Origin of the sequence: Enterobacter sp. NFIX59 (genome assembly GCF_900113755.1) — a bacterium.
GTDB lineage: Bacteria > Pseudomonadota > Gammaproteobacteria > Enterobacterales > Enterobacteriaceae > Enterobacter > Enterobacter pseudoroggenkampii.
Genome location: NZ_FOQN01000005.1, coordinates 36447 through 61545, shown reverse-complemented (window position 1 = coordinate 61545; position 25099 = coordinate 36447). Strand labels below are relative to the sequence as shown.

The 25099-nt window shown below is 58.6% G+C and carries 23 protein-coding genes; 21 read left to right on the top strand and 2 right to left on the bottom strand.

Annotated features, from left to right (window positions below):
• Positions 1 to 72: 72 nt before the first annotated feature.
• The 13 genes from nuoA (at position 73) to nuoN (ending at position 15013) form a co-directional block, all read left to right on the top strand.
• Entirely contained in the window at positions 73 to 513 is a 441-nt protein-coding gene (gene nuoA / locus BM007_RS16875; protein WP_014171000.1) for an NADH-quinone oxidoreductase subunit NuoA, read from the top strand.
• A gap of 15 nt (positions 514 to 528) precedes the next feature.
• On the top strand, positions 529 to 1203 hold the full coding sequence (nuoB, locus tag BM007_RS16870; RefSeq protein WP_003861482.1) for an NADH-quinone oxidoreductase subunit NuoB: 675 nt from the start codon (positions 529 to 531) through the stop codon (positions 1201 to 1203).
• An 89-nt stretch (positions 1204 to 1292) separates the two neighbouring features.
• Positions 1293 to 3095 carry an NADH-quinone oxidoreductase subunit C/D gene (gene nuoC, locus BM007_RS16865; protein WP_023312537.1) on the top strand — a complete coding sequence of 601 codons (1803 nt, stop codon included), beginning with the start codon at positions 1293 to 1295 and terminating at the stop codon, positions 3093 to 3095.
• Positions 3096 to 3097: 2 nt separating this feature from the next.
• Positions 3098 to 3598: an NADH-quinone oxidoreductase subunit NuoE gene (gene nuoE, locus BM007_RS16860; RefSeq protein WP_006176513.1), complete on the top strand. Its 501-nt coding sequence runs from the start codon at positions 3098 to 3100 to the stop codon at positions 3596 to 3598.
• Positions 3595 to 4932 (top strand): NADH-quinone oxidoreductase subunit NuoF, encoded by a 1338-nt coding sequence (nuoF, locus tag BM007_RS16855; protein ID WP_008500209.1) that lies wholly within the window; start codon positions 3595 to 3597, stop codon positions 4930 to 4932. The genes nuoE and nuoF overlap by 4 nt, the downstream gene beginning before the upstream one ends.
• Before the next feature lie 55 nt (positions 4933 to 4987).
• Positions 4988 to 7711 carry an NADH-quinone oxidoreductase subunit NuoG gene (gene nuoG / locus BM007_RS16850; protein WP_025913145.1) on the top strand — a complete coding sequence of 908 codons (2724 nt, stop codon included), beginning with the start codon at positions 4988 to 4990 and terminating at the stop codon, positions 7709 to 7711.
• The gene (nuoH, locus tag BM007_RS16845; protein ID WP_047346615.1) at positions 7708 to 8685 is read left to right on the top strand and encodes an NADH-quinone oxidoreductase subunit NuoH; all 978 of its coding nucleotides are present in this window, start codon (positions 7708 to 7710) and stop codon (positions 8683 to 8685) included. Before nuoG ends, nuoH begins: the two co-directional genes overlap by 4 nt.
• Positions 8686 to 8698: 13 nt before the next feature.
• Positions 8699 to 9241, top strand: a complete 543-nt coding sequence (gene nuoI, locus BM007_RS16840) for an NADH-quinone oxidoreductase subunit NuoI (RefSeq protein WP_003861491.1) — start codon at positions 8699 to 8701, stop codon at positions 9239 to 9241.
• 10 nt (positions 9242 to 9251) lie between these two features.
• Positions 9252 to 9806: an NADH-quinone oxidoreductase subunit J gene (nuoJ, locus tag BM007_RS16835; RefSeq protein ID WP_008500212.1), complete on the top strand. Its 555-nt coding sequence runs from the start codon at positions 9252 to 9254 to the stop codon at positions 9804 to 9806.
• Positions 9803 to 10105 carry an NADH-quinone oxidoreductase subunit NuoK gene (gene nuoK / locus BM007_RS16830; RefSeq protein WP_003861496.1) on the top strand — a complete coding sequence of 101 codons (303 nt, stop codon included), beginning with the start codon at positions 9803 to 9805 and terminating at the stop codon, positions 10103 to 10105. The genes nuoJ and nuoK overlap by 4 nt, the downstream gene beginning before the upstream one ends.
• Positions 10102 to 11943: an NADH-quinone oxidoreductase subunit L gene (nuoL, locus tag BM007_RS16825; RefSeq protein ID WP_024908969.1), complete on the top strand. Its 1842-nt coding sequence runs from the start codon at positions 10102 to 10104 to the stop codon at positions 11941 to 11943. Before nuoK ends, nuoL begins: the two co-directional genes overlap by 4 nt.
• A gap of 76 nt (positions 11944 to 12019) precedes the next feature.
• Complete coding sequence (gene nuoM, locus BM007_RS16820) at positions 12020 to 13549, top strand: NADH-quinone oxidoreductase subunit M (protein ID WP_008500214.1); 1530 nt, start codon at positions 12020 to 12022, stop codon at positions 13547 to 13549.
• A 6-nt stretch (positions 13550 to 13555) separates the two neighbouring features.
• Entirely contained in the window at positions 13556 to 15013 is a 1458-nt protein-coding gene (nuoN, locus tag BM007_RS16815) for an NADH-quinone oxidoreductase subunit NuoN (protein WP_061714719.1), read from the top strand.
• A 92-nt stretch (positions 15014 to 15105) separates the two neighbouring features.
• On the opposite strand, the gene BM007_RS16810 is transcribed toward nuoN, so the two are convergent.
• Together BM007_RS16810 and rbn are read right to left on the bottom strand one after the other, a co-directional pair.
• On the bottom strand, positions 15106 to 16110 hold the full coding sequence (locus BM007_RS16810) for a chemotaxis protein (protein WP_024908219.1): 1005 nt from the start codon (positions 16108 to 16110) through the stop codon (positions 15106 to 15108).
• A gap of 64 nt (positions 16111 to 16174) precedes the next feature.
• On the bottom strand, positions 16175 to 17092 hold the full coding sequence (rbn, locus tag BM007_RS16805) for a ribonuclease BN (protein WP_090419952.1): 918 nt from the start codon (positions 17090 to 17092) through the stop codon (positions 16175 to 16177).
• A gap of 71 nt (positions 17093 to 17163) precedes the next feature.
• Here rbn and BM007_RS16800 point away from each other — a divergent pair, with 71 nt between their 5' ends.
• The 8 genes from BM007_RS16800 (at position 17164) to menE (ending at position 25075) form a co-directional block, all read left to right on the top strand.
• Positions 17164 to 17625, top strand: coding sequence for a GNAT family N-acetyltransferase (locus BM007_RS16800; protein ID WP_090419949.1), 462 nt, complete (start codon positions 17164 to 17166; stop codon positions 17623 to 17625).
• Between the two features lie 53 nt (positions 17626 to 17678).
• Positions 17679 to 17984, top strand: a complete 306-nt coding sequence (elaB, locus tag BM007_RS16795) for a stress response protein ElaB (protein WP_008500219.1) — start codon at positions 17679 to 17681, stop codon at positions 17982 to 17984.
• 86 nt (positions 17985 to 18070) lie between these two features.
• A complete protein-coding gene (gene menF / locus BM007_RS16790; RefSeq protein WP_090419946.1) occupies positions 18071 to 19366 on the top strand; it encodes an isochorismate synthase MenF in 1296 nt (431 codons plus the stop codon).
• Positions 19367 to 19454: 88 nt separating this feature from the next.
• Entirely contained in the window at positions 19455 to 21125 is a 1671-nt protein-coding gene (gene menD, locus BM007_RS16785) for a 2-succinyl-5-enolpyruvyl-6-hydroxy-3-cyclohexene-1-carboxylic-acid synthase (protein ID WP_090419943.1), read from the top strand.
• Complete coding sequence (menH, locus tag BM007_RS16780) at positions 21122 to 21898, top strand: 2-succinyl-6-hydroxy-2,4-cyclohexadiene-1-carboxylate synthase (RefSeq protein WP_090419940.1); 777 nt, start codon at positions 21122 to 21124, stop codon at positions 21896 to 21898. Before menD ends, menH begins: the two co-directional genes overlap by 4 nt.
• Entirely contained in the window at positions 21895 to 22752 is an 858-nt protein-coding gene (gene menB / locus BM007_RS16775) for a 1,4-dihydroxy-2-naphthoyl-CoA synthase (protein ID WP_039023994.1), read from the top strand. Before menH ends, menB begins: the two co-directional genes overlap by 4 nt.
• Complete coding sequence (gene menC, locus BM007_RS16770) at positions 22752 to 23717, top strand: o-succinylbenzoate synthase (protein ID WP_090419937.1); 966 nt, start codon at positions 22752 to 22754, stop codon at positions 23715 to 23717. The genes menB and menC overlap by 1 nt, the downstream gene beginning before the upstream one ends.
• Positions 23714 to 25075 (top strand): o-succinylbenzoate--CoA ligase, encoded by a 1362-nt coding sequence (gene menE, locus BM007_RS16765; protein ID WP_090419934.1) that lies wholly within the window; start codon positions 23714 to 23716, stop codon positions 25073 to 25075. The genes menC and menE overlap by 4 nt, the downstream gene beginning before the upstream one ends.
• Positions 25076 to 25099: the final 24 nt, after the last annotated feature.

The window sequence follows — 25099 nt, the reverse complement described above, 5'->3', positions numbered from 1 at the left end:
CCCCATGAATCGATGTGATGCCCATCTGCCAGCAAGAGCAGTGTCGTTGGTATCACTTTTGATGAGTAAGCAATGAGTATGTCAACATCCACAGAAGTCATCGCTCATCACTGGGCATTCGCAATCTTTCTTATTGTAGCCATTGGCCTGTGCTGCCTGATGTTAGTCGGCGGCTGGTTCCTGGGCGGTCGCGCCCGCGCAAGGCACAAAAACACACCTTTCGAATCAGGTATTGATTCAGTAGGTTCCGCTCGCTTACGCCTGTCTGCCAAGTTCTATCTGGTAGCCATGTTCTTCGTCATCTTCGACGTGGAAGCGCTTTACCTTTTCGCATGGTCAACGTCCATCCGCGAAAGTGGTTGGGTGGGCTTTGTCGAGGCCGCAATTTTCATTTTAGTGCTACTGGCCGGTCTGGTTTATCTGGTGCGTATTGGCGCGCTTGACTGGACGCCTGCGCGTTCACGTCGTGAACACATCAACCCGGAAAACAGTATCTCTAATCGTCAGCAGTAACAGCGAGGCAATAAGATGGATTATACGCTCACCCGCATAGATCCTAACGGTGAGAATGACCGTTACCCCCTGCAAAAACAGGAGATCGTAACCGACCCCCTGGAGCAAGAAGTCAATAAAAGCGTGTACATGGGCAAACTCGAACATGCCATGCACGATATGGTCAACTGGGGTCGTAAGAACTCCATCTGGCCGTACAACTTTGGCCTTTCTTGCTGCTACGTTGAAATGGTGACGTCATTCACTGCGGTGCATGACGTTGCGCGTTTTGGGGCCGAGGTACTGCGTGCTTCACCACGTCAGGCTGACCTGATGGTGGTAGCCGGTACCTGCTTTACCAAGATGGCACCTGTTATTCAGCGTCTTTATGACCAGATGCTGGAGCCTAAATGGGTTATCTCCATGGGCGCATGTGCAAACTCTGGCGGTATGTACGACATCTATTCCGTCGTGCAGGGCGTAGATAAGTTTATCCCAGTGGATGTGTACATCCCGGGTTGTCCGCCTCGTCCGGAAGCCTACATGCAGGCGCTGATGCTGCTGCAGGAGTCTATCGGTAAAGAACGTCGCCCACTGTCGTGGGTTGTTGGCGATCAGGGTGTGTATCGCGCGAACATGCAGTCTGAGCGCGAGCGTAAACGTGGTGAACGTATTGCCGTCACCAATCTGCGTACGCCTGACGAAATTTAATTTGCGCCTGTAGGCCTGGAGAACACCTTCGCATATCACTACTCAAATAGCGCGAAGCCAGGCTCAACAGTCACCACGGACCATTTGCAATGGTGAACAATATGACCGACTTAACCGCGCAAGAAGCCGCCTGGCAGACCCGGGATCATCTGGATGACCCAGTCATTGGCGAACTGCGCAACCGTTTTGGGCCGGATGCCTTTACTGTTCAGGCTACCCGCACCGGGGTACCCGTTGTTTGGGTGAAGCGTGAGCAATTGCTGGAAGTTGTCGATTTCCTCAAGAAATTGCCAAAACCGTACGTCATGCTGTTTGACTTACACGGCATGGATGAACGTCTGCGTACCCACCGCCAGGGTCTCCCTGCTGCGGATTTTTCCGTTTTCTACCACCTGATCTCAATAGACCGTAATACGGATATCATGCTCAAGGTGGCATTGTCTGAAAACGACATGCATCTGCCGACGATCACCAAACTTTTCCCGAACGCCAACTGGTACGAGCGTGAAACCTGGGAAATGTTCGGCATGACCTTTGACGGCCACCCGCACCTGACGCGCATCATGATGCCGCAGACCTGGACAGGCCACCCGCTGCGTAAAGACTACCCGGCACGTGCCACCGAATTCGATCCGTTTGAGCTGACCAAAGCCAAGCAGGATCTGGAGATGGAAGCGCTGACCTTCAAACCGGAAGACTGGGGCATGAAGCGCGGTACCGACAACGAGGACTTCATGTTCCTTAACCTCGGTCCGAACCACCCGTCTGCGCACGGTGCATTCCGTATTATTCTTCAGCTTGATGGCGAAGAGATTGTCGACTGCGTACCTGACATCGGTTACCACCACCGTGGTGCTGAGAAGATGGGCGAGCGTCAGTCCTGGCACAGCTACATTCCGTATACCGACCGTATTGAGTACCTCGGCGGCTGCGTCAACGAGATGCCATACGTGCTGGCCGTTGAGAAACTGGCGGGTATCGTTACGCCGGATCGCGTTAACGTGATTCGCGTCATGCTGTCAGAGCTGTTCCGTATCAACAGCCACCTGCTGTATATCTCCACCTTCATTCAGGACGTCGGCGCGATGACCCCGGTCTTCTTCGCCTTCACCGACCGTCAGAAAATCTACGATCTGGTGGAAGCGATTACCGGTTTCCGTATGCACCCGGCCTGGTTCCGTATCGGCGGTGTGGCACACGATCTGCCGCGCGGCTGGGACCGTCTGCTGCGTGAATTCCTCGACTGGATGCCAAAACGTCTGGCCTCTTACGAGAAAGCCGCGCTGCGCAATACCATCCTGAAAGGCCGTTCCCAGGGCGTTGCTGCCTACGGCGCGAAAGAAGCGCTGGAGTGGGGGACGACAGGTGCAGGTCTGCGTGCGACCGGTATTGATTTCGACGTGCGTAAAGCCCGTCCTTACTCTGGCTATGAGAACTTCGACTTTGAAGTCCCGGTGGGCGGCGGTGTTTCCGACTGCTACACCCGCGTGATGCTGAAAGTAGAAGAGCTGCGCCAGAGTCTGCGCATCCTTGAGCAGTGCCTCAACAACATGCCGGAAGGCCCGTTCAAGGCGGATCACCCGCTGACGACGCCGCCACCGAAAGAGCGCACGCTGCAACATATCGAAACCCTGATCACCCACTTCCTGCAGGTTTCCTGGGGTCCGGTCATGCCGGCGCAAGAATCCTTCCAGATGATTGAAGCGACCAAGGGTATTAACAGTTACTACCTGACCAGTGACGGCAGCACCATGAGCTACCGTACCCGCGTGCGTACGCCGAGCTTTGCGCACCTGCAGCAGATCCCGTCCGCCATCCGCGGCAGTCTGGTCTCCGACCTGATTGTGTATCTGGGTAGTATCGATTTTGTTATGTCAGATGTGGACCGCTAATTATGCACGAGAATCAACAACCACAAACCGAGGCTTTTGAGCTGAGTGAAGCAGAACGTGCCGCCATTGAGCACGAGATGCACCACTACGAAGACCCGCGTGCGGCGTCCATTGAAGCGCTGAAAATCGTACAGAAACAGCGTGGTTGGGTGCCGGATGGGGCGATCTATGAGATCGCGAAAGTGCTGGGTATTCCGGCAAGTGACGTAGAAGGCGTAGCCACGTTCTACAGCCAGATCTTCCGTCAGCCGGTAGGCCGCCATGTGATCCGCTACTGTGACAGTGTAGTCTGCCACATCACCGGTTATCAGGGCATTCAGGCTGCGATTGAGAAGAAGCTCAATATCAAGCCGGGCCAGACCACGTTCGATGGACGCTTTACTCTGCTGCCAACCTGCTGCCTGGGTAACTGCGACAAGGGGCCGACCATGATGATTGATGAGGACACTCACAGCCATCTGACGCCGGAAGCGATTCCTGACCTGCTGGAGCAGTACAAATGAAAACTGTAATTCGTACTGCTGAGACGCATCCGCTGACCTGGCGTCTGCGCGATGACAAACAGCCGGTATGGCTCGACGAATACCAGAGCAAAAACGGCTATGCCGGCGCGCGTAAAGCCCTTGGCGGCATGGCGCCGGACGACATCGTTAACGCGGTAAAAGAGTCTGGCCTGAAAGGCCGCGGCGGCGCGGGCTTCTCCACCGGTCTGAAGTGGAGCCTGATGCCAAAAGACGAATCCATGAATATCCGTTACCTGCTGTGTAACGCCGATGAAATGGAGCCGGGCACCTATAAAGACCGCCTGCTGATGGAACAACTGCCGCACCTGCTGGTGGAAGGCATGCTGATCTCCGCGTTTGCGCTGAAAGCGTACCGTGGCTACATCTTCTTGCGCGGTGAGTACATCGAAGCGGCGGAAAACCTGCGTCGCGCGATTGCCGAAGCCACCGAAGCGGGCCTGCTCGGTAAAAACATCCTGGGCACCGGCTTTGACTTCGAACTGTTCGTGCACACCGGTGCCGGGCGTTATATCTGCGGTGAAGAAACGGCGCTGATTAACTCCCTGGAAGGCCGCCGCGCGAACCCGCGTTCCAAGCCACCGTTCCCGGCAAGCTCCGGCGTATGGGGTAAACCGACCTGCGTAAACAACGTCGAAACCCTGTGTAACGTTCCGGCTATCCTCGCCAACGGCGTGGAGTGGTATCAGGGCATCTCCTCAAGCAAAGATGCCGGTACCAAGCTGATGGGCTTCTCCGGTCGCGTTAAAAATCCTGGCGTCTGGGAACTGCCGTTCGGTACTACCGCACGTGAAATTCTTGAAGACTACGCGGGCGGCATGCGCGATGGCCTGAAATTCAAAGCCTGGCAGCCGGGTGGGGCAGGGACTGACTTCCTGACCGAAGCCCACCTTGACCTGCCGATGGAATTCGAAAGCATTGGTAAAGCAGGCAGCCGTCTGGGTACGGCGCTGGCGATGGCCGTCGACCACGAGATCGGCATGGTCTCGCTGGTGCGTAACCTGGAAGAGTTCTTCGCCCGCGAGTCCTGCGGCTGGTGTACACCGTGCCGTGATGGTCTGCCGTGGAGCGTGAAGATCCTGCGTGCAATCGAACGTGGCGAAGGCCAGCCTGGGGATATCGAGACGCTTGAGCAACTGTGTCGATTCTTAGGCCCGGGTAAAACCTTCTGTGCCCACGCACCGGGTGCCGTCGAACCTCTGCAGAGCGCGATCAAATATTTCCGCGACGAGTTCGAAGCAGGCATCAAGCAGCCGTTCAGCAATACCCATGCGATCAATGGGATTCAGCCGAACCTGCTTAAAGCGCGCTGGTAACGACAAGAATTTTGATTAACGCTCGGTTTCGACCGAGCCAACTGGAAGCATGCTAATGGCTACGATTCATGTAGACGGCAAAGAATACGAAGTCAACGGGGCGGACAACCTGCTGGAAGCTTGTCTGTCTCTTGGCCTCGATATTCCGTACTTTTGCTGGCATCCGGCGCTGGGCAGCGTCGGTGCTTGCCGCCAGTGTGCGGTGAAGCAATATCAAAACGCGGAAGACACGCGTGGTCGCCTGGTGATGTCCTGTATGACGCCAGCCACCGAAGGCACCTTTATTTCGATTGATGACGAAGAAGCCAAACAGTTCCGCGAAAGCGTGGTGGAGTGGTTGATGACCAACCACCCGCACGACTGTCCGGTTTGTGAAGAGGGCGGTAACTGCCACCTTCAGGATATGACCGTGATGACCGGTCACAGCTTCCGTCGCTATCGCTTTACCAAGCGTACCCACCGTAACCAGGACCTGGGGCCGTTCATCTCTCACGAAATGAACCGCTGCATCGCCTGCTACCGCTGCGTGCGTTACTACAAAGACTATGCAGACGGTCAGGATCTGGGCGTGTATGGCGCGCATGACAACGTCTACTTCGGTCGTCCGGAAGACGGCGTGCTGGAGAGCGAATTCTCCGGTAACCTGGTAGAAATCTGCCCGACCGGCGTCTTTACGGATAAAACTCACTCCGAGCGTTACAACCGTAAATGGGACATGCAGTTTGCGCCAAGCATCTGCCAGCAGTGTTCCCTCGGCTGTAACACCAGCCCGGGTGAGCGCTACGGCGAACTGCGCCGTATCGAAAACCGTTACAACGGTACCGTTAACCACTACTTCCTCTGCGACCGCGGTCGTTTCGGCTATGGCTATGTGAACCTCAAAGACCGTCCGCGTCAGCCGGTTCAGCGCCGTGGCGACGACTTCATTACCCTGAACGCTGAACAGGCGATGCAGGGCGCGGCAGATATTCTGCGCCAGTCGAAGAAAGTGATCGGTATCGGCTCCCCGCGCGCCAGCATCGAAAGCAACTTCGCGCTGCGCGAGCTGGTTGGGGCGGAAAACTTCTATACCGGTATCGCTCAGGGCGAGCAGGAACGTCTGCAGCTGGTACTGAAAGTGCTGCGTGAAGGCGGTATCCATACCCCTGCGCTGCGCGAAATCGAATCCTATGATGCGGTCCTGGTGCTGGGTGAAGACCTGACCCAGACCGGCGCCCGCGCGGCTCTGGCGGTTCGTCAGGCGGTGAAGGGTAAAGCACGTGAAATGGCAGCGGCGCAGAAAGTGGCTGACTGGCAGATTGCGGCGATCCTGAACATCGGTCAGCGCGCGAAGCATCCTCTGTTTGTGACCAACGTCGACAACACCCGTCTGGACGACATCGCGGCGTGGACCTACTGCGCACCGGTTGAAGATCAGGCGCGCCTTGGCTTTGCCATTGCCCACGCGCTGGACAACAACTCACCGGCGGTAGAACTGGATCGCGACCTGCAGAACAAGGTTGACGTGATTGTTCAGGCCCTGGCCGGTGCGAAGAAACCGCTGATTATTTCCGGGACCAACGCCGGCAGCGCTGAGATCATTCAGGCGGCAGCCAACGTGGCCAAAGCCCTGAAAGGCCGCGGTGCTGACGTCGGCGTGACCATGATTGCCCGTGCGGTGAACAGCATTGGTCTGGGCATGATCGGCGGCGGCTCGCTGGAAGCTGCGTTAAGCGAACTGGAATCCGGTGCCGCTGACGCCGTGGTGGTGCTGGAAAACGACCTGCATCGTCATGCTTCTGCCGCTCGCGTTGACGCCGCGCTCTCCAAAGCGCCGCTGGTGATGGTGATTGACCATCAGCGCACCGCGATCATGGACAAAGCGCACCTGGTGCTCTCTGCGGCAAGCTTCGCAGAAAGCGACGGTACCGTTATCAACAACGAAGGCCGCGCGCAGCGTTTCTTCCAGGTTTATGACCCGGCTTACTACGACAGCAACACCGTGATGCTGGAAAGCTGGCGCTGGCTGCACTCCCTGCACAGCACCGTGCAGAGCCGTGAAGTGGACTGGACGCAGCTCGACCACGTTATCGACGCGGTGGTGGAAAAACTGCCTCAGCTGGCAGGCATTAAAGATGCCGCGCCTGAAGCAAGCTTCCGCATTCGCGGCCAGAAACTGGCGCGTGAACCGCACCGTTACAGCGGCCGTACCGCAATGCGCGCCAATATCAGCGTGCACGAACCGCGCCAGCCGCAGGATAAAGACACCATGTTTGCCTTCTCCATGGAAGGGAACAACCAGCCGTCTGCACCGCGTTCGCAAATCCCGTTCGCATGGGCACCGGGCTGGAACTCCCCGCAGGCATGGAACAAGTTCCAGGCTGAAGTGGGCGGCTCCCTGCGCCACGGCGATCCGGGCGTGCGTCTGATTGAAGCTTCCGAAACCGGTCTGGACTTCTTCACCACCGTACCGGCGAGCTTCCAGGCGCAGGACGGTAGCTGGCGTATTGCGCCGTACTACCACCTGTTCGGTAGCGACGAGCTGTCCCAGCGTTCACCGGTCTTCCAGACCCGTATGCCGCAGCCGTACATCAAGCTTAACCCGGCGGATGCCGCGAAGCTTGGCGTTAACGCGGGTGCGAACATCGCCTTTAGCTATGACGGCCAGACCATCAGCCTGCCGCTGATTATTTCTGAAAGCCTGACAGCAGGGCAGGTCGGTCTGCCGATGGGTATGCCTGGCATCGCGCCAGTTCTGGCGGGTGCGCGTCTTGATAATCTGCAGGAGGCAAAAGCATGAGTTGGTTAACGCCGGATCTTATCGACATCCTGCTGAGCATTCTGAAAGCGGTTGTGATTCTGCTGGTGGTGGTCACCTGCGGCGCGTTCATGAGCTTTGGTGAACGTCGTCTGCTCGGTCTGTTCCAGAACCGTTACGGACCGAACCGCGTGGGCTGGGGTGGTTCACTCCAGCTGGTCGCGGACATGATCAAGATGTTCTTTAAAGAGGACTGGATCCCGCGCTTCTCGGATCGCGTGATCTTTACTCTGGCACCGATGATCGCCTTCACCTCGCTGCTGCTGGCGTTTGCTATCGTGCCGGTCAGCCCGACCTGGGTGGTCGCTGACCTGAACATCGGCATTCTGTTCTTCCTGATGATGGCAGGCCTCGCGGTTTACGCGGTCCTGTTCGCAGGCTGGTCCAGTAACAACAAATACTCGCTGCTGGGTGCGATGCGTGCTTCCGCGCAGACCCTGAGCTACGAAGTGTTCCTGGGTCTCTCCCTGATGGGCGTGGTGGCGCAGGCCGGTTCATTCAACATGACCGACATCGTCAACAACCAGGCCGACATCTGGAACGTTATTCCGCAGTTCTTTGGGTTTATTACCTTTGCCATCGCGGGCGTGGCAGTGTGTCACCGTCACCCGTTTGACCAGCCAGAAGCCGAACAGGAACTGGCCGACGGTTACCACATCGAATATTCCGGTATGAAATTCGGTCTGTTCTTCGTGGGCGAGTACATCGGTATCGTCACCATTTCCGCGTTGATGGTAACGCTGTTCTTCGGTGGCTGGCATGGCCCGTTCTTACCGCCGTTCATCTGGTTCGCGCTGAAAACCGCGTTCTTCATGATGATGTTCATTTTGATTCGCGCAGCGTTACCGCGTCCGCGTTATGACCAGGTAATGTCCTTCGGCTGGAAAGTGTGCCTGCCGCTGACGCTCGTCAACTTGTTGGTAACGGCCGCTGTCATTCTCTGGCAGCAGCCATAAGGGGCAATAGACCATGACCTTAAAAGAATTACTGGTAGGCTTCGGTACCCAGGTACGCAGTATCTGGATGATCGGCCTGCACGCGTTTGCCAAACGCGAAACCCGGATGTACCCGGAAGAGCCGGTATATCTGCCGCCGCGCTACCGTGGCCGTATCGTGCTGACGCGCGACCCGGACGGTTCCGAGCGCTGCGTTGCCTGTAACCTGTGTGCGGTAGCGTGTCCGGTAGGCTGTATCTCTCTGCAGAAAGCCGAGACGGTAGACGGCCGCTGGTACCCTGAGTTCTTCCGCATCAACTTCTCACGCTGCATCTTCTGCGGTCTGTGTGAAGAAGCGTGCCCAACCACGGCGATTCAGCTGACTCCAGACTTCGAGCTGGGTGAGTACAAGCGTCAGGACCTGGTGTACGAGAAAGAGGATCTGCTGATTTCCGGTCCGGGCAAATACCCGGAATATAACTTCTACCGGATGGCGGGTATGGCAATCGACGGCAAAGATAAGGGCGAAGCAGAGAACGAAGCTAAGCCTATCGACGTCAAGAGCCTGTTACCGTAAGGAGAGGGCAATGGAATTCGCTTTTTATATCTGTGGCCTTATCGCCATCCTGGCTACGCTGCGAGTGATCACGCACACCAATCCGGTGCATGCGCTGCTGTACTTAATCATCTCGCTGCTGGCCATTTCCGGGGTGTTCTTTGCACTGGGCGCGCACTTCGCCGGTGCGCTGGAAATCATCGTCTACGCCGGGGCCATTATGGTGCTGTTCGTGTTCGTGGTGATGATGCTGAACCTGGGCGGCTCTGAAATTGAGCAGGAACGTCAGTGGTTAAAACCGCAGGTGTGGATTGGCCCGGCAATTCTGTCGGCCATCATGCTGGTGGTGATCGTTTATGCCATTCTGGGTGTTAACGATCAGGGCATCGACGGCACGCCGATTGGCGCGAAAGAGGTCGGTATCACGCTCTTTGGCCCATACGTTCTGGCAGTGGAACTGGCCTCAATGCTGCTGCTGGCAGGTCTGGTTGTGGCTTTCCACGTTGGCCGCGAAGAGCGTGCTGGCGAGGTGCTGAGCAACCGCACTGATGACCGCGCGAAAAGAAAAACGGAGGAGCGCGCATGATCCCCTTAACACATGGACTGATCCTCGCTGCGATTTTATTCGTTCTGGGTCTGACCGGTCTGGTTATCCGCCGCAATCTGCTGTTTATGCTGATCGGGCTGGAAATCATGATTAACGCCTCCGCGCTGGCCTTCGTGGTCGCCGGAAGCTACTGGGGCCAGACCGATGGTCAGGTGATGTACATTCTCGCCATCAGCCTCGCGGCTGCCGAAGCGAGTATTGGCCTGGCGCTGTTGCTACAGCTCCATCGTCGCCGCCAGAATCTGAACATCGATTCAGTAAGTGAGTTGCGTGGATGAACATGCTTGCCTTAACCATTATTTTTCCGCTGATTGGCTTCGTGCTGCTGGCGTTTTCTCGCGGCCGCTGGTCTGAGAATCTGTCTGCAACCGTCGGCATGGGCTCTGTTGGCCTGGCCGCGCTGGTGACAGCGTATGCGGGTATCGACTTCTTTAACAACGGGCGTCAGCCTTTCAGCGTGCCGCTGTGGACGTGGATGTCGGTCGGTGATTTCAACATCGGTTTCAACCTGGTGCTGGACGGCCTCTCGCTGACCATGCTTTCCGTGGTTACCGGCGTTGGCTTCCTGATCCACATGTTCGCCTCCTGGTATATGCGCGGTGAAGAGGGGTACTCCCGCTTCTTCGCCTACACCAACCTGTTTATCGCCAGCATGGTGGTTCTGGTCCTGGCCGATAACCTGCTGCTGATGTATCTGGGCTGGGAAGGCGTGGGTCTGTGTTCTTACCTGCTGATCGGTTTCTACTATACCGATCCGAAGAATGGCGCAGCGGCCATGAAAGCGTTCATCGTGACCCGCGTGGGTGACGTCTTCCTCGCTTTCGCGCTGTTCATTCTTTACAACGAACTGGGCACGCTGAACTTCCGCGAAATGGTGGAACTGGCGCCAGCGCACTTCGCCGCAGGCAATAACATGCTGTGGTGGGCAACGCTGATGCTGCTGGGTGGTGCTGTGGGTAAATCCGCGCAGCTGCCATTGCAGACATGGCTGGCCGACGCGATGGCGGGTCCAACCCCTGTCTCCGCGCTGATCCACGCTGCGACCATGGTTACCGCCGGTGTCTACCTGATTGCGCGTACCCATGGCCTGTTCCTGATGACCCCGGAAATTCTGCATCTGGTGGGTATCGTCGGTGCGGTCACGCTGGTGCTGGCAGGCTTTGCCGCGCTGGTGCAGACCGACATCAAGCGCGTTCTCGCGTACTCCACCATGAGCCAGATTGGTTACATGTTCCTGGCGCTGGGCGTTCAGGCGTGGGACGCGGCCATTTTCCACCTGATGACGCACGCGTTCTTTAAAGCGCTGCTGTTCCTCTCATCCGGTTCGGTGATTCTGGCCTGCCATCACGAGCAGAACATCTTCAAAATGGGCGGACTGCGTAAGTCTATCCCGCTGGTCTATGTCTGCTTCCTGGTGGGCGGCGCGGCGCTGGCGGCACTGCCGCTGATCACCGCGGGCTTCTTCAGTAAGGACGAAATCCTTGCGGGTGCCATGGCGAATGGTCATATCAATCTGATGGTTGCGGGTCTGGTCGGTGCGTTCATGACCTCCCTGTATACCTTCCGTATGATTTTCATCGTATTCCACGGTAAAGAACAAATTCACGCTCACGCAGGGAAGGGGATTACCCATCACCTGCCGCTGATTGTGCTGCTGGTACTGTCCACCTTCGTTGGCGCGATGATTGTACCGCCGCTGCAGGGCGTACTGCCAGACACCACCGAGCTTGAGCACGGTCGCGTTCTGACGCTTGAAATCACCTCCGGTGTGGTCGCTATCGCGGGCATCCTGATCGCTGCATGGCTGTGGCTGGGCAAACGTACGCTGGTGACTGCCGTGGCCAACAGTGCGCCAGGCCGCCTGCTGGGCACCTGGTGGTACAACGCGTGGGGCTTCGACTGGCTGTACGACATGATCTTCGTTAAGCCGTTCCTGGGCATTGCGTGGCTGGTGAAGCGCGACCCACTGAACAGCCTGATGAATATCCCGGCGATCCTCTCCCGCTTTGCAGGTAAAGGCCTGCTGTACAGCGAGAACGGTTACCTGCGCTGGTATGTGGCGTCCATGAGCATCGGTGCGGTTGTCGTGCTGGCGCTGCTGATGGTGTTGCGTTGATCGTTAAGTGAATTTTATTCGAATTCGTTGAAAATCAGGCCCCTGCTGGGGGCCTTAAAAAGGAATGTAAATCGCCATGTTACTACCCTGGCTAATATTAATTCCCTTCATCGGCGGCTTCCTGTGCTGGCAGACTGAACGCTTTGGCGTGAAGATGCCGCGCTGGATTGCGCTGATCACCATGGGATTGACGCTCGCGCTTGGCCTGCAACTGTGGTTGCAGGGCGGTTACTCACTGACCCAGTCTGCGGGCATTCCGCAGTGGCAGTCTGAGTTCATCCTGCCGTGGATCCCACGTTTCGGCATTACGATCCACCTGGCGATTGACGGTCTGTCGCTGCTGATGGTGGTGCTGACCGGTCTGCTCGGTGTTTTGGCGGTACTCTGCTCCTGGCGTGAAATCGAAAAATACCAGGGCTTCTTCCACCTGAACCTGATGTGGATCCTGGGCGGCGTGATCGGCGTGTTCCTTGCCATCGACATGTTCCTGTTCTTCTTCTTCTGGGAGATGATGCTGGTGCCGATGTACTTCCTGATCGCGCTGTGGGGCCACAAGGCGTCCGACGGTAAAACGCGTATCACGGCGGCAACCAAGTTCTTCATCTATACCCAGGCGAGTGGTCTGGTGATGTTGATTGCCATTCTGGCGCTGGTGTTTGTTCACCACAACGCGACCGGTACCTGGACCTTCAACTACGAAGACCTGCTGAAGACCCCAATGTCTCACGGCGTGGAATACCTGCTGATGCTGGGCTTCTTCATCGCCTTCGCGGTGAAAATGCCGGTGGTTCCGCTGCACGGCTGGCTGCCAGACGCGCACTCTCAGGCACCAACGGCGGGTTCCGTTGACCTGGCGGGCATCTTGCTGAAAACGGCGGCCTACGGTCTGCTGCGTTTCGCTCTGCCGCTGTTCCCGAACGCCTCCGCAGAATTCGCACCGATTGCCATGTGGCTGGGTGTGATCGGTATCTTCTACGGTGCCTGGATGGCCTTCACGCAGTACGACATCAAGCGTCTGATTGCCTACACCTCCGTTTCCCACATGGGCTTCGTGCTGATTGCTATCTACACCGGCAGCCAGCTGGCGTACCAGGGGGCGGTGATCCAGATGATTGCGCACGGTCTGTCCGCAGCCGGTCTCTTCATCCTGTGCGGCCAGCTGTATGAACGTCTGCACACCCGTGACATGCGTATGATGGGCGGTCTGTGGAGCAAAATTAAGTGGCTGCCAGCGCTCTCCATGTTCTTCGCGGTGGCGACTCTGGGGATGCCGGGTACCGGTAACTTCGTCGGCGAATTTATGATTCTTTTCGGCAGCTTCAAAGTGGTACCGGTGATTACCGTGATCTCCACCTTTGGTCTGGTGTTCGCTTCCGTCTACTCGCTGGCGATGCTGCACCGCGCGTACTTCGGTAAAGCGAAGAGCGAAATTGCTGCACAAGAACTGCCGGGGATGTCGCTGCGTGAGCTGTTCATCATCCTGCTGCTGGTCGTACTGCTGGTGCTGCTGGGCTTCTTCCCGCAGCCGATTCTGGATACCTCGCACAGCGCGATGGGCAATATCCAGCAGTGGTTTGTTAATTCTGTTTCTACTACAAGGCCGTAATTCGCCATGACAATAACTCCACAACAACTGATCGCGCTGCTACCGCTGCTGATCGTCGGATTGACGGTGGTGGTTGTGATGCTCTCCATTGCGTGGCGACGCAATCACTTCCTGAATGCCACGCTGTCGGTCATCGGCCTGAACGCCGCGTTAGTCTCTCTCTGGTTTGTTGGCCAGGGTGGGGCGATGGACGTCACTCCGCTGATGCGCGTTGACGGTTACGCCATGCTGTATACCGGTCTGGTGCTGCTGGCGAGCCTGGCAACCTGTACCTTTGCGTACCCATGGCTCGAAGGCTACAACGACAACAAAGAAGAGTTTTACCTGCTGGTTCTGATTGCCGCGCTGGGCGGCATTCTGCTGGCGAATGCGAACCACCTGGCCGCGCTGTTCCTCGGTATTGAGCTGATCTCTCTGCCGCTGTTCGGTCTGATTGGTTACGCCTTCCGCCAGAAGCGCTCCCTGGAAGCAAGCATCAAGTACACCATCCTGTCTGCGGCGGCGTCCTCGTTCCTGCTGTTTGGTATTGCGCTGGTGTACGCACAGTCCGGTAACCTCTCCTTTATGGCGCTCGGCAAGAGCCTCGGTGACGGCATGCTGCATGAGCCGCTGCTGCTGGCGGGTCTGGGCATGATGATTGTTGGCCTTGGCTTTAAACTCTCTCTGGTGCCGTTCCACCTGTGGACGCCAGACGTATACCAGGGCGCGCCAGCGCCGGTGTCGACCTTCCTGGCGACGGCGAGCAAAATCGCCATCTTCGGGGTGGTTATGCGTCTGTTCCTGTACGCACCGGTGGGTGACAGCGAAGCGGTTCGCGTGGTGCTGGGCATTATTGCGTTCGTCTCCATCATCTTCGGTAACCTGATGGCGCTGAGCCAGACCAACATCAAACGTCTGCTGGGCTACTCGTCTATCTCTCATCTGGGCTACCTGATGGTGGCGCTGATTGCGCTGCAGAGCGGTGAGATGTCGATGGAAGCCGTGGGCGTCTATCTGGCCGGTTACCTGTTCAGCAGCCTCGGCGCCTTCGGCGTGGTGAGCCTGATGTCCAGCCCGTACCGTGGTCCGGATGCCGATTCACTGTTCTCCTACCGTGGTCTGTTCTGGCACCGTCCGATCCTGTCTGCGGTGATGACGGTGATGATGCTCTCTCTGGCAGGTATTCCGATGACGCTCGGCTTTATCGGTAAGTTCTACGTGCTGGCCGTCGGTGTGCAGGCGCACCTGTGGTGGCTGACTGCGGGCGTGGTGATTGGCTCCGCGATTGGTCTCTACTACTACCTGCGCGTGGCCGTGAGCCTGTACCTGAGCGCACCTCAGCAGCTCAACCGCGATGCCCCAACCAACTGGCAGTACAGCGCCGGTGGTATCGTAGTGCTTATCTCCGCGCTGCTGGTGCTCATCTTCGGTATCTATCCGCAACCGCTGATTGAGATCGTGCAGCGAGCAATGCCATTAATGTAAAAACAAAAAACCCGCCTCGGCGGGTTTTTTTATGGTTTTCTCCCTCTCCCTGTGGGAGAGGGCCGGGGTGAGGGCACCAGCCCGCACCATGCTTAAGCCAGCTGCTTCCGGCTAATCAACGGCCCGTCAATCTTCTTCATCGAGCGGTCCAGCACTTCCTCAATCACTGACGACAGCTCGTTCAGCTCAAACTTCGCCACATACCCGTCCGCCTTCACCTTGCGAATATGGTCTTCGTTGGCGTTGCCGGAAAGGGAAGAGTGGATCACCACCGGAATATCTTTCAGTACCGGGTCGGTTTTGATTTTGCGCGTCAGCGTAAAGCCGTCCATTTCTGGCATTTCGAGGTCGGTCAGCACCAGCGCGATCTTATCGGTGATGGGAACCCCTTCAGCCTGGGCCTGTGCCGCCAGTACGCCAATTTTCTCCCACGCTTCTTTGCCGGTGATATGCAGCTGGGCCGGGATCTCCATTGCCTGCAGACCTTTCTCCAGCATCGAGCGCGCCACTTTGGAGTCTTCCGCGACGATGGCGACAGCGCCTGGCTTGATATGGAATTTGGTGGTCTTCAGGTTCGTGGCGTGCAGATCGTGATTGGCCGGGGTGATGTCATACAGGATCTGCTCAACGTCCAGCACCATCGCCAGATCGTTGGTATCGGTCTTCTCGTCAAGACACGCGATACTGGTGATGTAGCGGCCGCTGACGGCGGTTTCCGCCGCGTGCACCTGCTTCCAGTCCAGACGCATGATGTTCTCAACCGATTCCACGGCAAACGCCTGCACGCTGCGCGCATATTCGGTGATCAGCAGAATGTTCAGCCCGGTGGTGGGCTTACAGCCCGCCACGGCGGCCAGGTCAATCACCGGGATCACCTGATCGCGAATATTCACCATTCCCATCAGCGGTGACTTCATCCCGGCGGGTTTCGTGAACTCCGGCATCGGCACAATTTCACGCAGCTTAAAGACGTTAATGCCAAACAGCTCAGATTTATTTTCGTTCAGAGAGGTGCCAAGACGGAACAGCAACAGTTCAAAACGGTTCGACAGGGTCAGATTCGCCCTGTCATCAATATCTTTCTGGAAATTATCCATTCTACCCTCGAGAGAAATGCTGACCTTTTAATCGTTATCGGCATCCTGAGGGAAAAATGAAGGACTAAACGCTGACCTGAGCGAAATCTTCGGCCAGCTCACATTCCGGAAACAGCGTGCGGCACTCTGCCAGCAGGCTTGCGCATCCCCGCGCGTCGTAGCGCGAGCTGACGTGGGTGACGATGAGCCTCCCGACGCCCGCGTCACGGGCAAGCTGCGCCGCCTGACGCGTGGAGCTATGGCCCCGGCTGTTGGCTTTCTCTTCCATCGCCGTTTCAAGCGTCGCTTCATGCACCATCACGTCCACGCCCTGGGCCAGCGTGAGCGCCGCCGGGCACGGGGCCGTATCGCCAAAAATCGCCAGCTTTTTGCCGGGCTGTGGGGCGGCGAGATAATCCTGGCCGTTGATGACGCGCCCGTCCTCCAGCGTGACGGTCTCACCGTGCTTCAGGCGCTGGAACAGCGGTCCGGGTTTTACGCCGTCGGCCATCAGCGCGGCGGCGTCCAGCGCGCCGGGTTTGTCATGCGCGTCAATGCGATAGCCATAGCACTCGACAGGGTGATTGAGCGGCTGAGCGCTCACCTTATAATCGCCGTCATCGAAAACCAGTCCTTCGCTAATCTCAACGACCTCCAGCGGATAATCCGTCCACGACCCGCTCAGGCGCAGCGTGGTTTCAACAAATTCACGAATACCCGCAGGCCCGTAAATCGTCAGCGGGTTGGCGTTACCGGCCATCGAGCGGCTGCACAGCAGGCCGGGAAGGCCAAACAGATGGTCGCCATGCAGATGGGTGATAAAAATTTTATCCAGCTTGCCGGGGTGATAAGCGGTGTGTAACAGCTGATGCTGCGTCCCTTCACCACAGTCAAACAGCCACAGCCCACCGCGGGTGGGGTGTTTAAGATCCAGCAGAATCGCCGTCACGTTCCGTGAGCGGGTTGGCACGCCAGCGGACGTACCCAGAAAAATCAGTTCCATAACGCAATCAGCCCTTTGCCGAACGGGGAGGGGTTTAGTATAACGTGATGAACCCCAGGAAGGAGACTGACATGATCCAGTGGCAAGATTTACACCATAGTGACCTCACCGTTCATTCACTTTACGCTGTGCTGAAACTGCGCTGCGAAGTGTTCGTGGTTGAACAGACCTGCCCGTATCAGGACATCGACGGCGACGATCTCGTCGGCGAGAACCGCCATATCCTCGGCTGGCGGAATAACGAGCTGGTGGCGTATGCGAGGATTCTGAAAAGCGAAGACGATTTTGAGCCTGTCGTCATTGGCCGCGTCATCATCAGCGGCAAAGCGCGTGGTGAAAAACTCGGCTATCAGCTGATGGAAAAAACGCTGGAGGCGTGCCAGAAACAGTGGCCGAACAAGGCGTTATACCTGGGTGCGCAGGCGCACCTGCAGTCCTTCTACGGCCACTTTGGTTTCGTGCCCGTCACCGAGGTGTACGATGAAGATGGTATTCCCCACGTCGGCATGGCGCGAGAAGCGAAGCAGGCGTAATGACGAGTCGTTGGCTATAGTTAGCGGACTGGTGTACTAACATGGAGAAAAATATGTCATTTCAATCCTGGGATACCCGTATCGACGACGACCTGGCCTTACTGAGCGAAACGCTGGAAGAGGTGTTACGTTCCTCGGGCGACCCTGCCGATCAGAAATATATTGAGCTAAAAGCCCGCGCCGAGCAGGCGCTACATGAAGTGAAAAACCGCGTCAGCCATGCGTCAGATACTTACTACTACCGTGCCAAAAAAGCGGTGTACCGTGCCGATGATTACGTGCATGAAAAACCGTGGCAGGGCATTGGAGTAGGTGCTGCCGTAGGCCTGGTGCTGGGGCTGCTGTTAGCCCGTCGTTAAGCCGTTTAACCACTCCCTATACGTGGGTACTGCTATTTATGGTCAGTACCCCGTATAATACAAGGCTTTAACAGGGAGAGGTTCGCGTGAATTCGATTTTCCTCGCGCTGGAGCAACTGCGTACCCAGCTATCGCAAGCGTTACCCGCAGCACCCGGCATACGTCATTTCGACGTCTCTTTCCCGTTAAACGACGCCTTCGATCCCCTCGCCTGGCTGGGCGAGCAGCAGTGTTATCCGCAGTTTTACTGGCAGCAGCGTAACGGCGATGAAGAGCTGGCCGCGCTGGGGGCTGTCACCCAATTTCCTTCTCTGGCGTTAGCCTCGCAGTTTTTGCGCGAGCAAAACGCAGCAGGTGATACCCGCATCTGCGGCCTGAACGCCTTTAATCCGGAGCAGGGCAGCCTCTTTTTACCGCGGCTGCTCTGGCGACGCACCGCCGGCAACGCCACGCTGCGCCTGCAGCTGTGGAGCGACCGCTCGCTTGAGGAGGATGCCCGCGCCGCGCTGGATTTTTTACAGCAGCTCCGTCCTGCGAGATCTATCCGTCCGCTGTCCGTTCAGGTTGAGCACGAAACCCATCAGCCGCAGCAGGCCGAATGGATGACGCTTATCCGCATGGCGACAGAGACCATCGCGCGCGGTGATTTTGAAAAAGTGGTTCTCGCCCGGGCAACCGATATTCAGGTTACACAGCGCGTTAACCCTGTCGCGCTGATGGCGGCCAGCCGCGCCCTGAATTTACACTGCTACCATTTCTGCATGGTATTCAACGCCAGCAACGCGTTTCTTGGCTCGACGCCCGAGCGTCTCTGGCGGCGGCGCGGCACGCTGCTGCGCACGGAAGCGCTGGCGGGCACCGTTGCCAGCCATACCGATGATAGCCAGGCGCAGCGTCTCGGCGAGTGGTTGCTTAACGACGATAAAAACCAGCGCGAAAATATGCTGGTCGTGGAAGATATCTGTCAGCGTCTTCAGCACTACACGCAGACGCTTGAGGTACTGCCCCCTCAGGTGGTGCGCCTGCGTAAAGTGCAGCATTTGCGCCGCTGTATCTGGACCGAGCTCAAACAGGCCGATGATGAGCAGTGTCTGCTCATGCTACAGCCGACCGCGGCCGTAGCCGGATTACCCCGACAGCCTGCGCGCGAGTTTATTCAGAAGGTTGAGCCCTTTAACCGCGAGTGGTACGCCGGTTCTGCCGGGTATTTATCGCCTGACCAGAGTGAATTTTGCGTGGCGTTGCGCTCCGCGCGCGTCCAGGATGACTCCCTGCGGCTCTATGCCGGTGCCGGCATTGTCAGCGGGTCTGACCCGGAACAGGAGTGGCAGGAGATCGAAAACAAAGCCGCCGGATTGCGCTCTCTGCTCCTAAGGGATTAATACTGAATCGCGCAATCCCGATTCATATCAAAATTCCAATTTTTTCTATTATTTATACTGTGTCGCATTCTTGATACCGGACAATCTCATGTCAGTAAGTTCTTTTAACCGACGCTGGGCGGCGGTGATCCTTGAAGCCCTGACGCGCCATGGCGTCAGGCACGTGTGTATTGCACCGGGCTCTCGCTCAACGCCGCTTACGCTGGCGGCCGCTGAAAACCGGGCGTTGATTCACCACACCCACTTTGATGAGCGTGGTCTCGGGCATCTCGCGCTGGGTCTGGCGAAGGTCAGCAAAGAACCCGTGGCGGTGATCGTCACTTCCGGTACCGCCGTGGCGAACCTCTATCCGGCTCTGATTGAAGCCGGGTTAACCGGTGAAAAACTGATCTTACTGACGGCCGACCGCCCCCCTGAGCTTATCGACTGCGGCGCCAATCAGGCCATCCGTCAGCCGGGGCTCTTTGCTTCGCATCCTTCGCAGACGATTTCGCTGCCCCGTCCCACCCAGGATATTCCGGCAAGCTGGCTGGTCTCCACCGTCGATCACGCTCTGGAGACGTTGCGCAGCGGGGCGTTGCACATTAACTGCCCGTTTGCCGAGCCGCTGTACGGTGAGCTGGACGATACGGGTCTTGACTGGCAGCAATCCCTTGGCGACTGGTGGGAGAGTGAAAAACCGTGGCTTCGCGAGCAGACGCACCTTGAGAGCGCGAAGCAGCGCGACTGGTTCTTCTGGCGGCAGAAGCGCGGCGTGGTGATTGCCGGGCGCATGAGCGCCGCCGAAGGCAAGCTGGTCGCCGAATGGGCGCAAACCCTGGGCTGGCCGCTGATAGGCGACGTGCTTTCCCAGACCGGTCAGCCGCTGCCGTGCGCCGACCTCTGGCTGGGTAATGCCAAAGCGGTCACCGAGCTGGCGCAGGCGCAGATTGTGGTTCAGCTTGGATCGAGTTTAACCGGCAAACGGTTACTGCAGTGGCAGGCCACCTGCACGCCGGAAGAGTACTGGCTGGTGGACGCGCTGGAAGGGCGGCTTGACCCGGCGCACCATCGCGGACGTCGTCTGGTCAGCCATATCGACGCCTGGCTGACGCTTCATCCGGCTGAAAAACGCAAGCCCTGGGCGGTGGCCATCCCGGACCTTTCGCGCCAGGCGTGGGAACTGACTAAAGCGCACTGTGAAGCGTTTAGCGAGGCCGGACTGGCGCACCGTATTCGCCAGTGCCTGCCTGAACAGGGGCAATTGTTTGTCGGCAACAGCCTGGTGGTGCGGCTGATTGACGCCTTTTCGAAGCTGCCCGCGGGCTACCCGGTGTACAGCAACCGTGGCGCCAGCGGTATCGACGGGCTGATCTCCACGGCGGCGGGCGTGCAGCGCGCCAGCGCGAAATCAACGCTGGCGATAGTGGGCGATCTCTCCGCGCTCTACGATCTCAACGCGCTGGCGCTGCTGCGTCAGGCGTCAGCCCCGTTTGTGCTGATTGTGGTCAACAACAACGGCGGGCAGATTTTCTCCCTGCTGCCTACGCCGCAGAGCGAGCGCGAGCGCTTCTATCTGATGCCGCAGAACGTGCAGTTCGAACACGCCGCGGCGATGTTCAGCCTGAAATATCATCGCCCGGAAAGCTGGGAACAGCTGGACGCGGCGTTAAGCAGCGCCTGGAAGCAGCCGGGTGCGACACTGATTGAGCTGGTGGTAAACGATGCTGACGGTGCGCAGACCCTGCAAAGCCTGCTGGCGCAGGTGAGCCAGCTGTGATCCTCTCGGGCGTGCAGCATGACGGAAAATCAGGCTATCCCTGGCTGGTCTTTTTGCACGGTTTTTCCGGAGATTGCCGCGAGTGGCAGGGTGTTGGTGAGCGACTCCGTGACTACCCCCGGCTGTATCTGGATCTGCCGGGGCACGGTGGATCCCGGAATCTGGGCGTCGCGGGCTTTGACGAGATGAGCGCGTTGCTCACCCGAACTCTGATTAGTTACAACATACTGAAATTCTGGCTCGTCGGGTACTCCCTCGGCGGCCGCATTGCGATGTTCCATGCCTGCCAGCAGCCAAAGGGGCTGTTGGGCCTGACGGTAGAAGGGGGACATCCGGGCCTGCAGGATGCCGATGTGCGACAGGCGCGGCTGGCATCCGACCGCCGCTGGGCAGCACGTTTTCGCAACGAACCGCTGGATAAGGTGTTCGCTGACTGGTACCAACAGCCCGTGTTTGCCTCCCTGACGGACGTCCAGCGCGACGCGCTGATTACCCTGCGCAGCCAGAACAACGGCGCGATGCTGGCGATGATGCTCGAGGCAACGTCGCTGGCCGTGCAGCCCGACCTGCGTACTGCCCTGAGCGCGCGCGATTTCTCTTTTGATTATCTCTATGGCGAACGTGATGAGAAGTTCGCGGCCCTTGCCGCGGAAGTGAACGCCGTTCGCCATGCAATTCCCAACGCCGGACACAACGCCCACCGGGAAAATCCCGATGCGGTTGCGGCAAGTCTGGCTCAGATACTGCGTCTTCGAATAAAGGACACTCTATGATCTACCCTGATGAACACATGCTTTACGCTCCGGTTGAATGGCAGGACTGCTCCGAAGGCTACACCGACATTCGTTACCACAAATCCACCGACGGCATTGCCAAAATCACCATCAACCGCCCGCAGGTGCGTAACGCCTTCCGTCCGCTGACCGTGAAAGAGATGATTCAGGCCCTGGCGGATGCGCGCTACGACGACAACATCGGCGTGATTGTCCTGACCGGCGAAGGCGAGAAAGCGTTCTGCTCCGGTGGCGATCAGAAAGTGCGCGGTGACTACGGCGGATACCAGGACGACGCGGGTACGCATCACCTGAACGTCCTCGATTTCCAGCGTCAGATCCGCACCTGTCCAAAACCGGTGGTGGCGATGGTGGCGGGCTACTCTATCGGCGGTGGCCACGTGCTGCACATGATGTGCGACCTGACCATTGCCGCCGAGAACGCCATCTTTGGCCAGACGGGCCCGAAAGTGGGATCTTTCGATGGCGGCTGGGGGGCCTCCTACATGGCGCGCATCGTCGGTCAGAAAAAAGCCCGCGAAATCTGGTTCCTGTGCCGTCAGTACAACGCGCAGGAAGCGTTGGATATGGGCCTGGTGAACACCGTGGTGCCGCTTGCCGAGCTCGAAAAAGAGACCGTGCGCTGGTGCCGTGAAATGCTGCAAAACAGCCCGATGGCGCTGCGCTGCCTGAAAGCGGCACTCAACGCCGACTGCGACGGTCAGGCGGGTCTGCAGGAGCTGGCGGGTAACGCCACCATGCTGTTCTACATGACCGAAGAGGGTCAGGAAGGGCGCAACGCGTTTAACGAAAAACGCCAGCCAGACTTCAGCAAATACAAACGGAATCCGTAATGCGTCGCGCGCAGGTTTACCGCTGGCAGATACCGATGGACGCGGGCGTGGTGCTGCGTGAACGGCGGTTAAAAACCCGTGACGGCTTCTTCGTGCATCTGCAGCAGGGCGAGCGGGAAGGCTGGGGCGAGATTTCGCCTCTGCCGGGCTTTAGCCTCGAGTCGCTGGATGACGCTCAGACGGCCTTGCTGGCGTGGGCGGACGCGTGGCGCGAGGGTGCGGATCCGGCGCTGCCGGAGGTGCCTTCCGCGGCTTTTGGTATCAGCTGCGCGCTGGCGGAGCTGGACGGCAGCCTGCCGGAAGCGGGGAATTACCGCGCGGCGCCGCTCTGCACGGGCGATCCGGACGAGCTGTTCGCGCTGCTCTCCGCCATGCCGGGCGAGAAGGTGGCGAAAATCAAAGTCGGGCTGTATGAAGCGGTGCGTGACGGCATGGTCGCCAACCTGCTGCTGGAGGCGATCCCCGATCTGCATCTGCGTCTGGACGCCAACCGCGCCTGGACCCCGCTTAAGGCGCAGCAGTTTGCGAAGTACGTCAATCCGGCGTACCGCAGCCGCATTGCCTTCCTCGAAGAGCCGTGCAAAACCCGCGAGGATTCGCGCGCGTTCGCCCGCGAAACGGGGATTGCCATCGCCTGGGATGAAAGCCTGCGCGAGGCCGATTTTGAATTTGCTGCCGAGCCCGGCGTCAGCGCGGTAGTGATTAAACCGACGCTGACCGGCAGCCTGGCGAAAGTGCGCGAGCAGGTCGCGGCGGCGCACGCCTTAGGGCTGACGGCGGTGATCAGCTCGTCAATTGAGTCCAGCCTTGGGCTAACCCAGCTGGCGCGCGTGGCCGCCTGGCTAACGCCGGATACGGTTCCTGGCCTCGACACGCTGAACCTGATGCAGGCTCAGCTTCTCCGCCCTTGGCCGGACAGCGCGCTGCCGTGCCTCGACGTCGCGGCGCTGGAGCCGTTGCGATGAGTTTTACCGACTGGCCGTGGCGACACTGGTGCGCGCTGTTTGCCGATAAACCGGCCCTGAGGCTGAACGACGAGGTGCTCAGCTGGCAACAGCTGTGCGCACGCATCGACAGCCTTGCGGCAGGCTTTCACCGGCAGGGCGTGGAGGAGGGCTGCGGCGTGCTGCTGCAGGCCCATAATCATCCGCAAACCCTGCTGGCGTGGCTGGCGCTGCTCCAGTGCGGGGCGCGTATTCTTCCCGCTAATCCGCAGCTGCCGCGTCCGCTGCTGGACGTGCTGCTCCCGCAGATGACGCTGCGCTTTGCGCTGGTGCTGGACGGAAGCTACGACGCTCTTCCTGCCCTGCGCATGCACGAGACAGCCGATGCGTATTGCGCTGCGTGGCAACCGGCGCGGCTGGCCTCCATGACGCTGACCTCCGGCTCCACCGGGCGGCCTAAGGCAGCGGTGCATACGTGCGAGGCGCATCTCGCCAGCGCGCGCGGCGTTTTGTCGCTGATGCCCTACGGTGAAGACGACGACTGGCTGCTCTCGCTACCGCTGTTTCACGTTTCCGGCCAGGGAATTTTATGGCGCTGGCTGCAGGCCGGCGCGCGGTTAACCGTACGCGAGAAACAGCCTCTTGAGCAGGCGTTGCGCGGCTGCACCCACGCCTCACTGGTGCCGACCCAGCTCTGGCGCTTGCTGAATGCGCACCAGCCTGTCGCACTGAAAGCGGTGCTGCTGGGCGGGGCGGCCATCCCTGTTGAATTGACCGAACAGGCGCGAGAGCAGGATATACGCACCTTCTGCGGCTACGGTCTGACCGAGTTTGCCTCTACCGTTTGTGCGAAAGAGGCGGACGGCGAGCCGGACGTGGGCTGTGCGCTGCCGGGCAGAGAGGTGCAGGTGGTTAACGGTGAAGTCTGGATCCGGGCGCAAAGCATGGCCTCAGGCTACTGGCGAGACGGCGAAATGATTCCGCTGACCAACGCGCAGGGTTGGTTCGCCACACGCGATCGCGGCGAATGGCATGACGGCCGTCTGACGATCCTCGGCCGCATGGACAACCTCTTTTTTAGCGGCGGAGAAGGGATCCAGCCGGAATCGCTGGAGCGCGTTATCGCCACGCACCCGCAGGTTAACCAGGTGTTTATCGTCCCGCTGGACGACGCTGAGTTCGGGCAACGTCCGGTGGCGGTGGTGGAGTGCGAACCGGGAACGGATATCACCTGCTTACCCGACTGGGTCAGGGATAAGGTCGCGCGTTTTGAGCAACCCGTCCGCTGGCTGCTGTTGCCGACTGAACTCAAAAATGGCGGCATCAAAGTCTCACGCCGCGCGCTGCAGCAGTGGGTGAACGCATCGCTGAAGGGATAATAGCCGTTTCAAATAGTTACAATC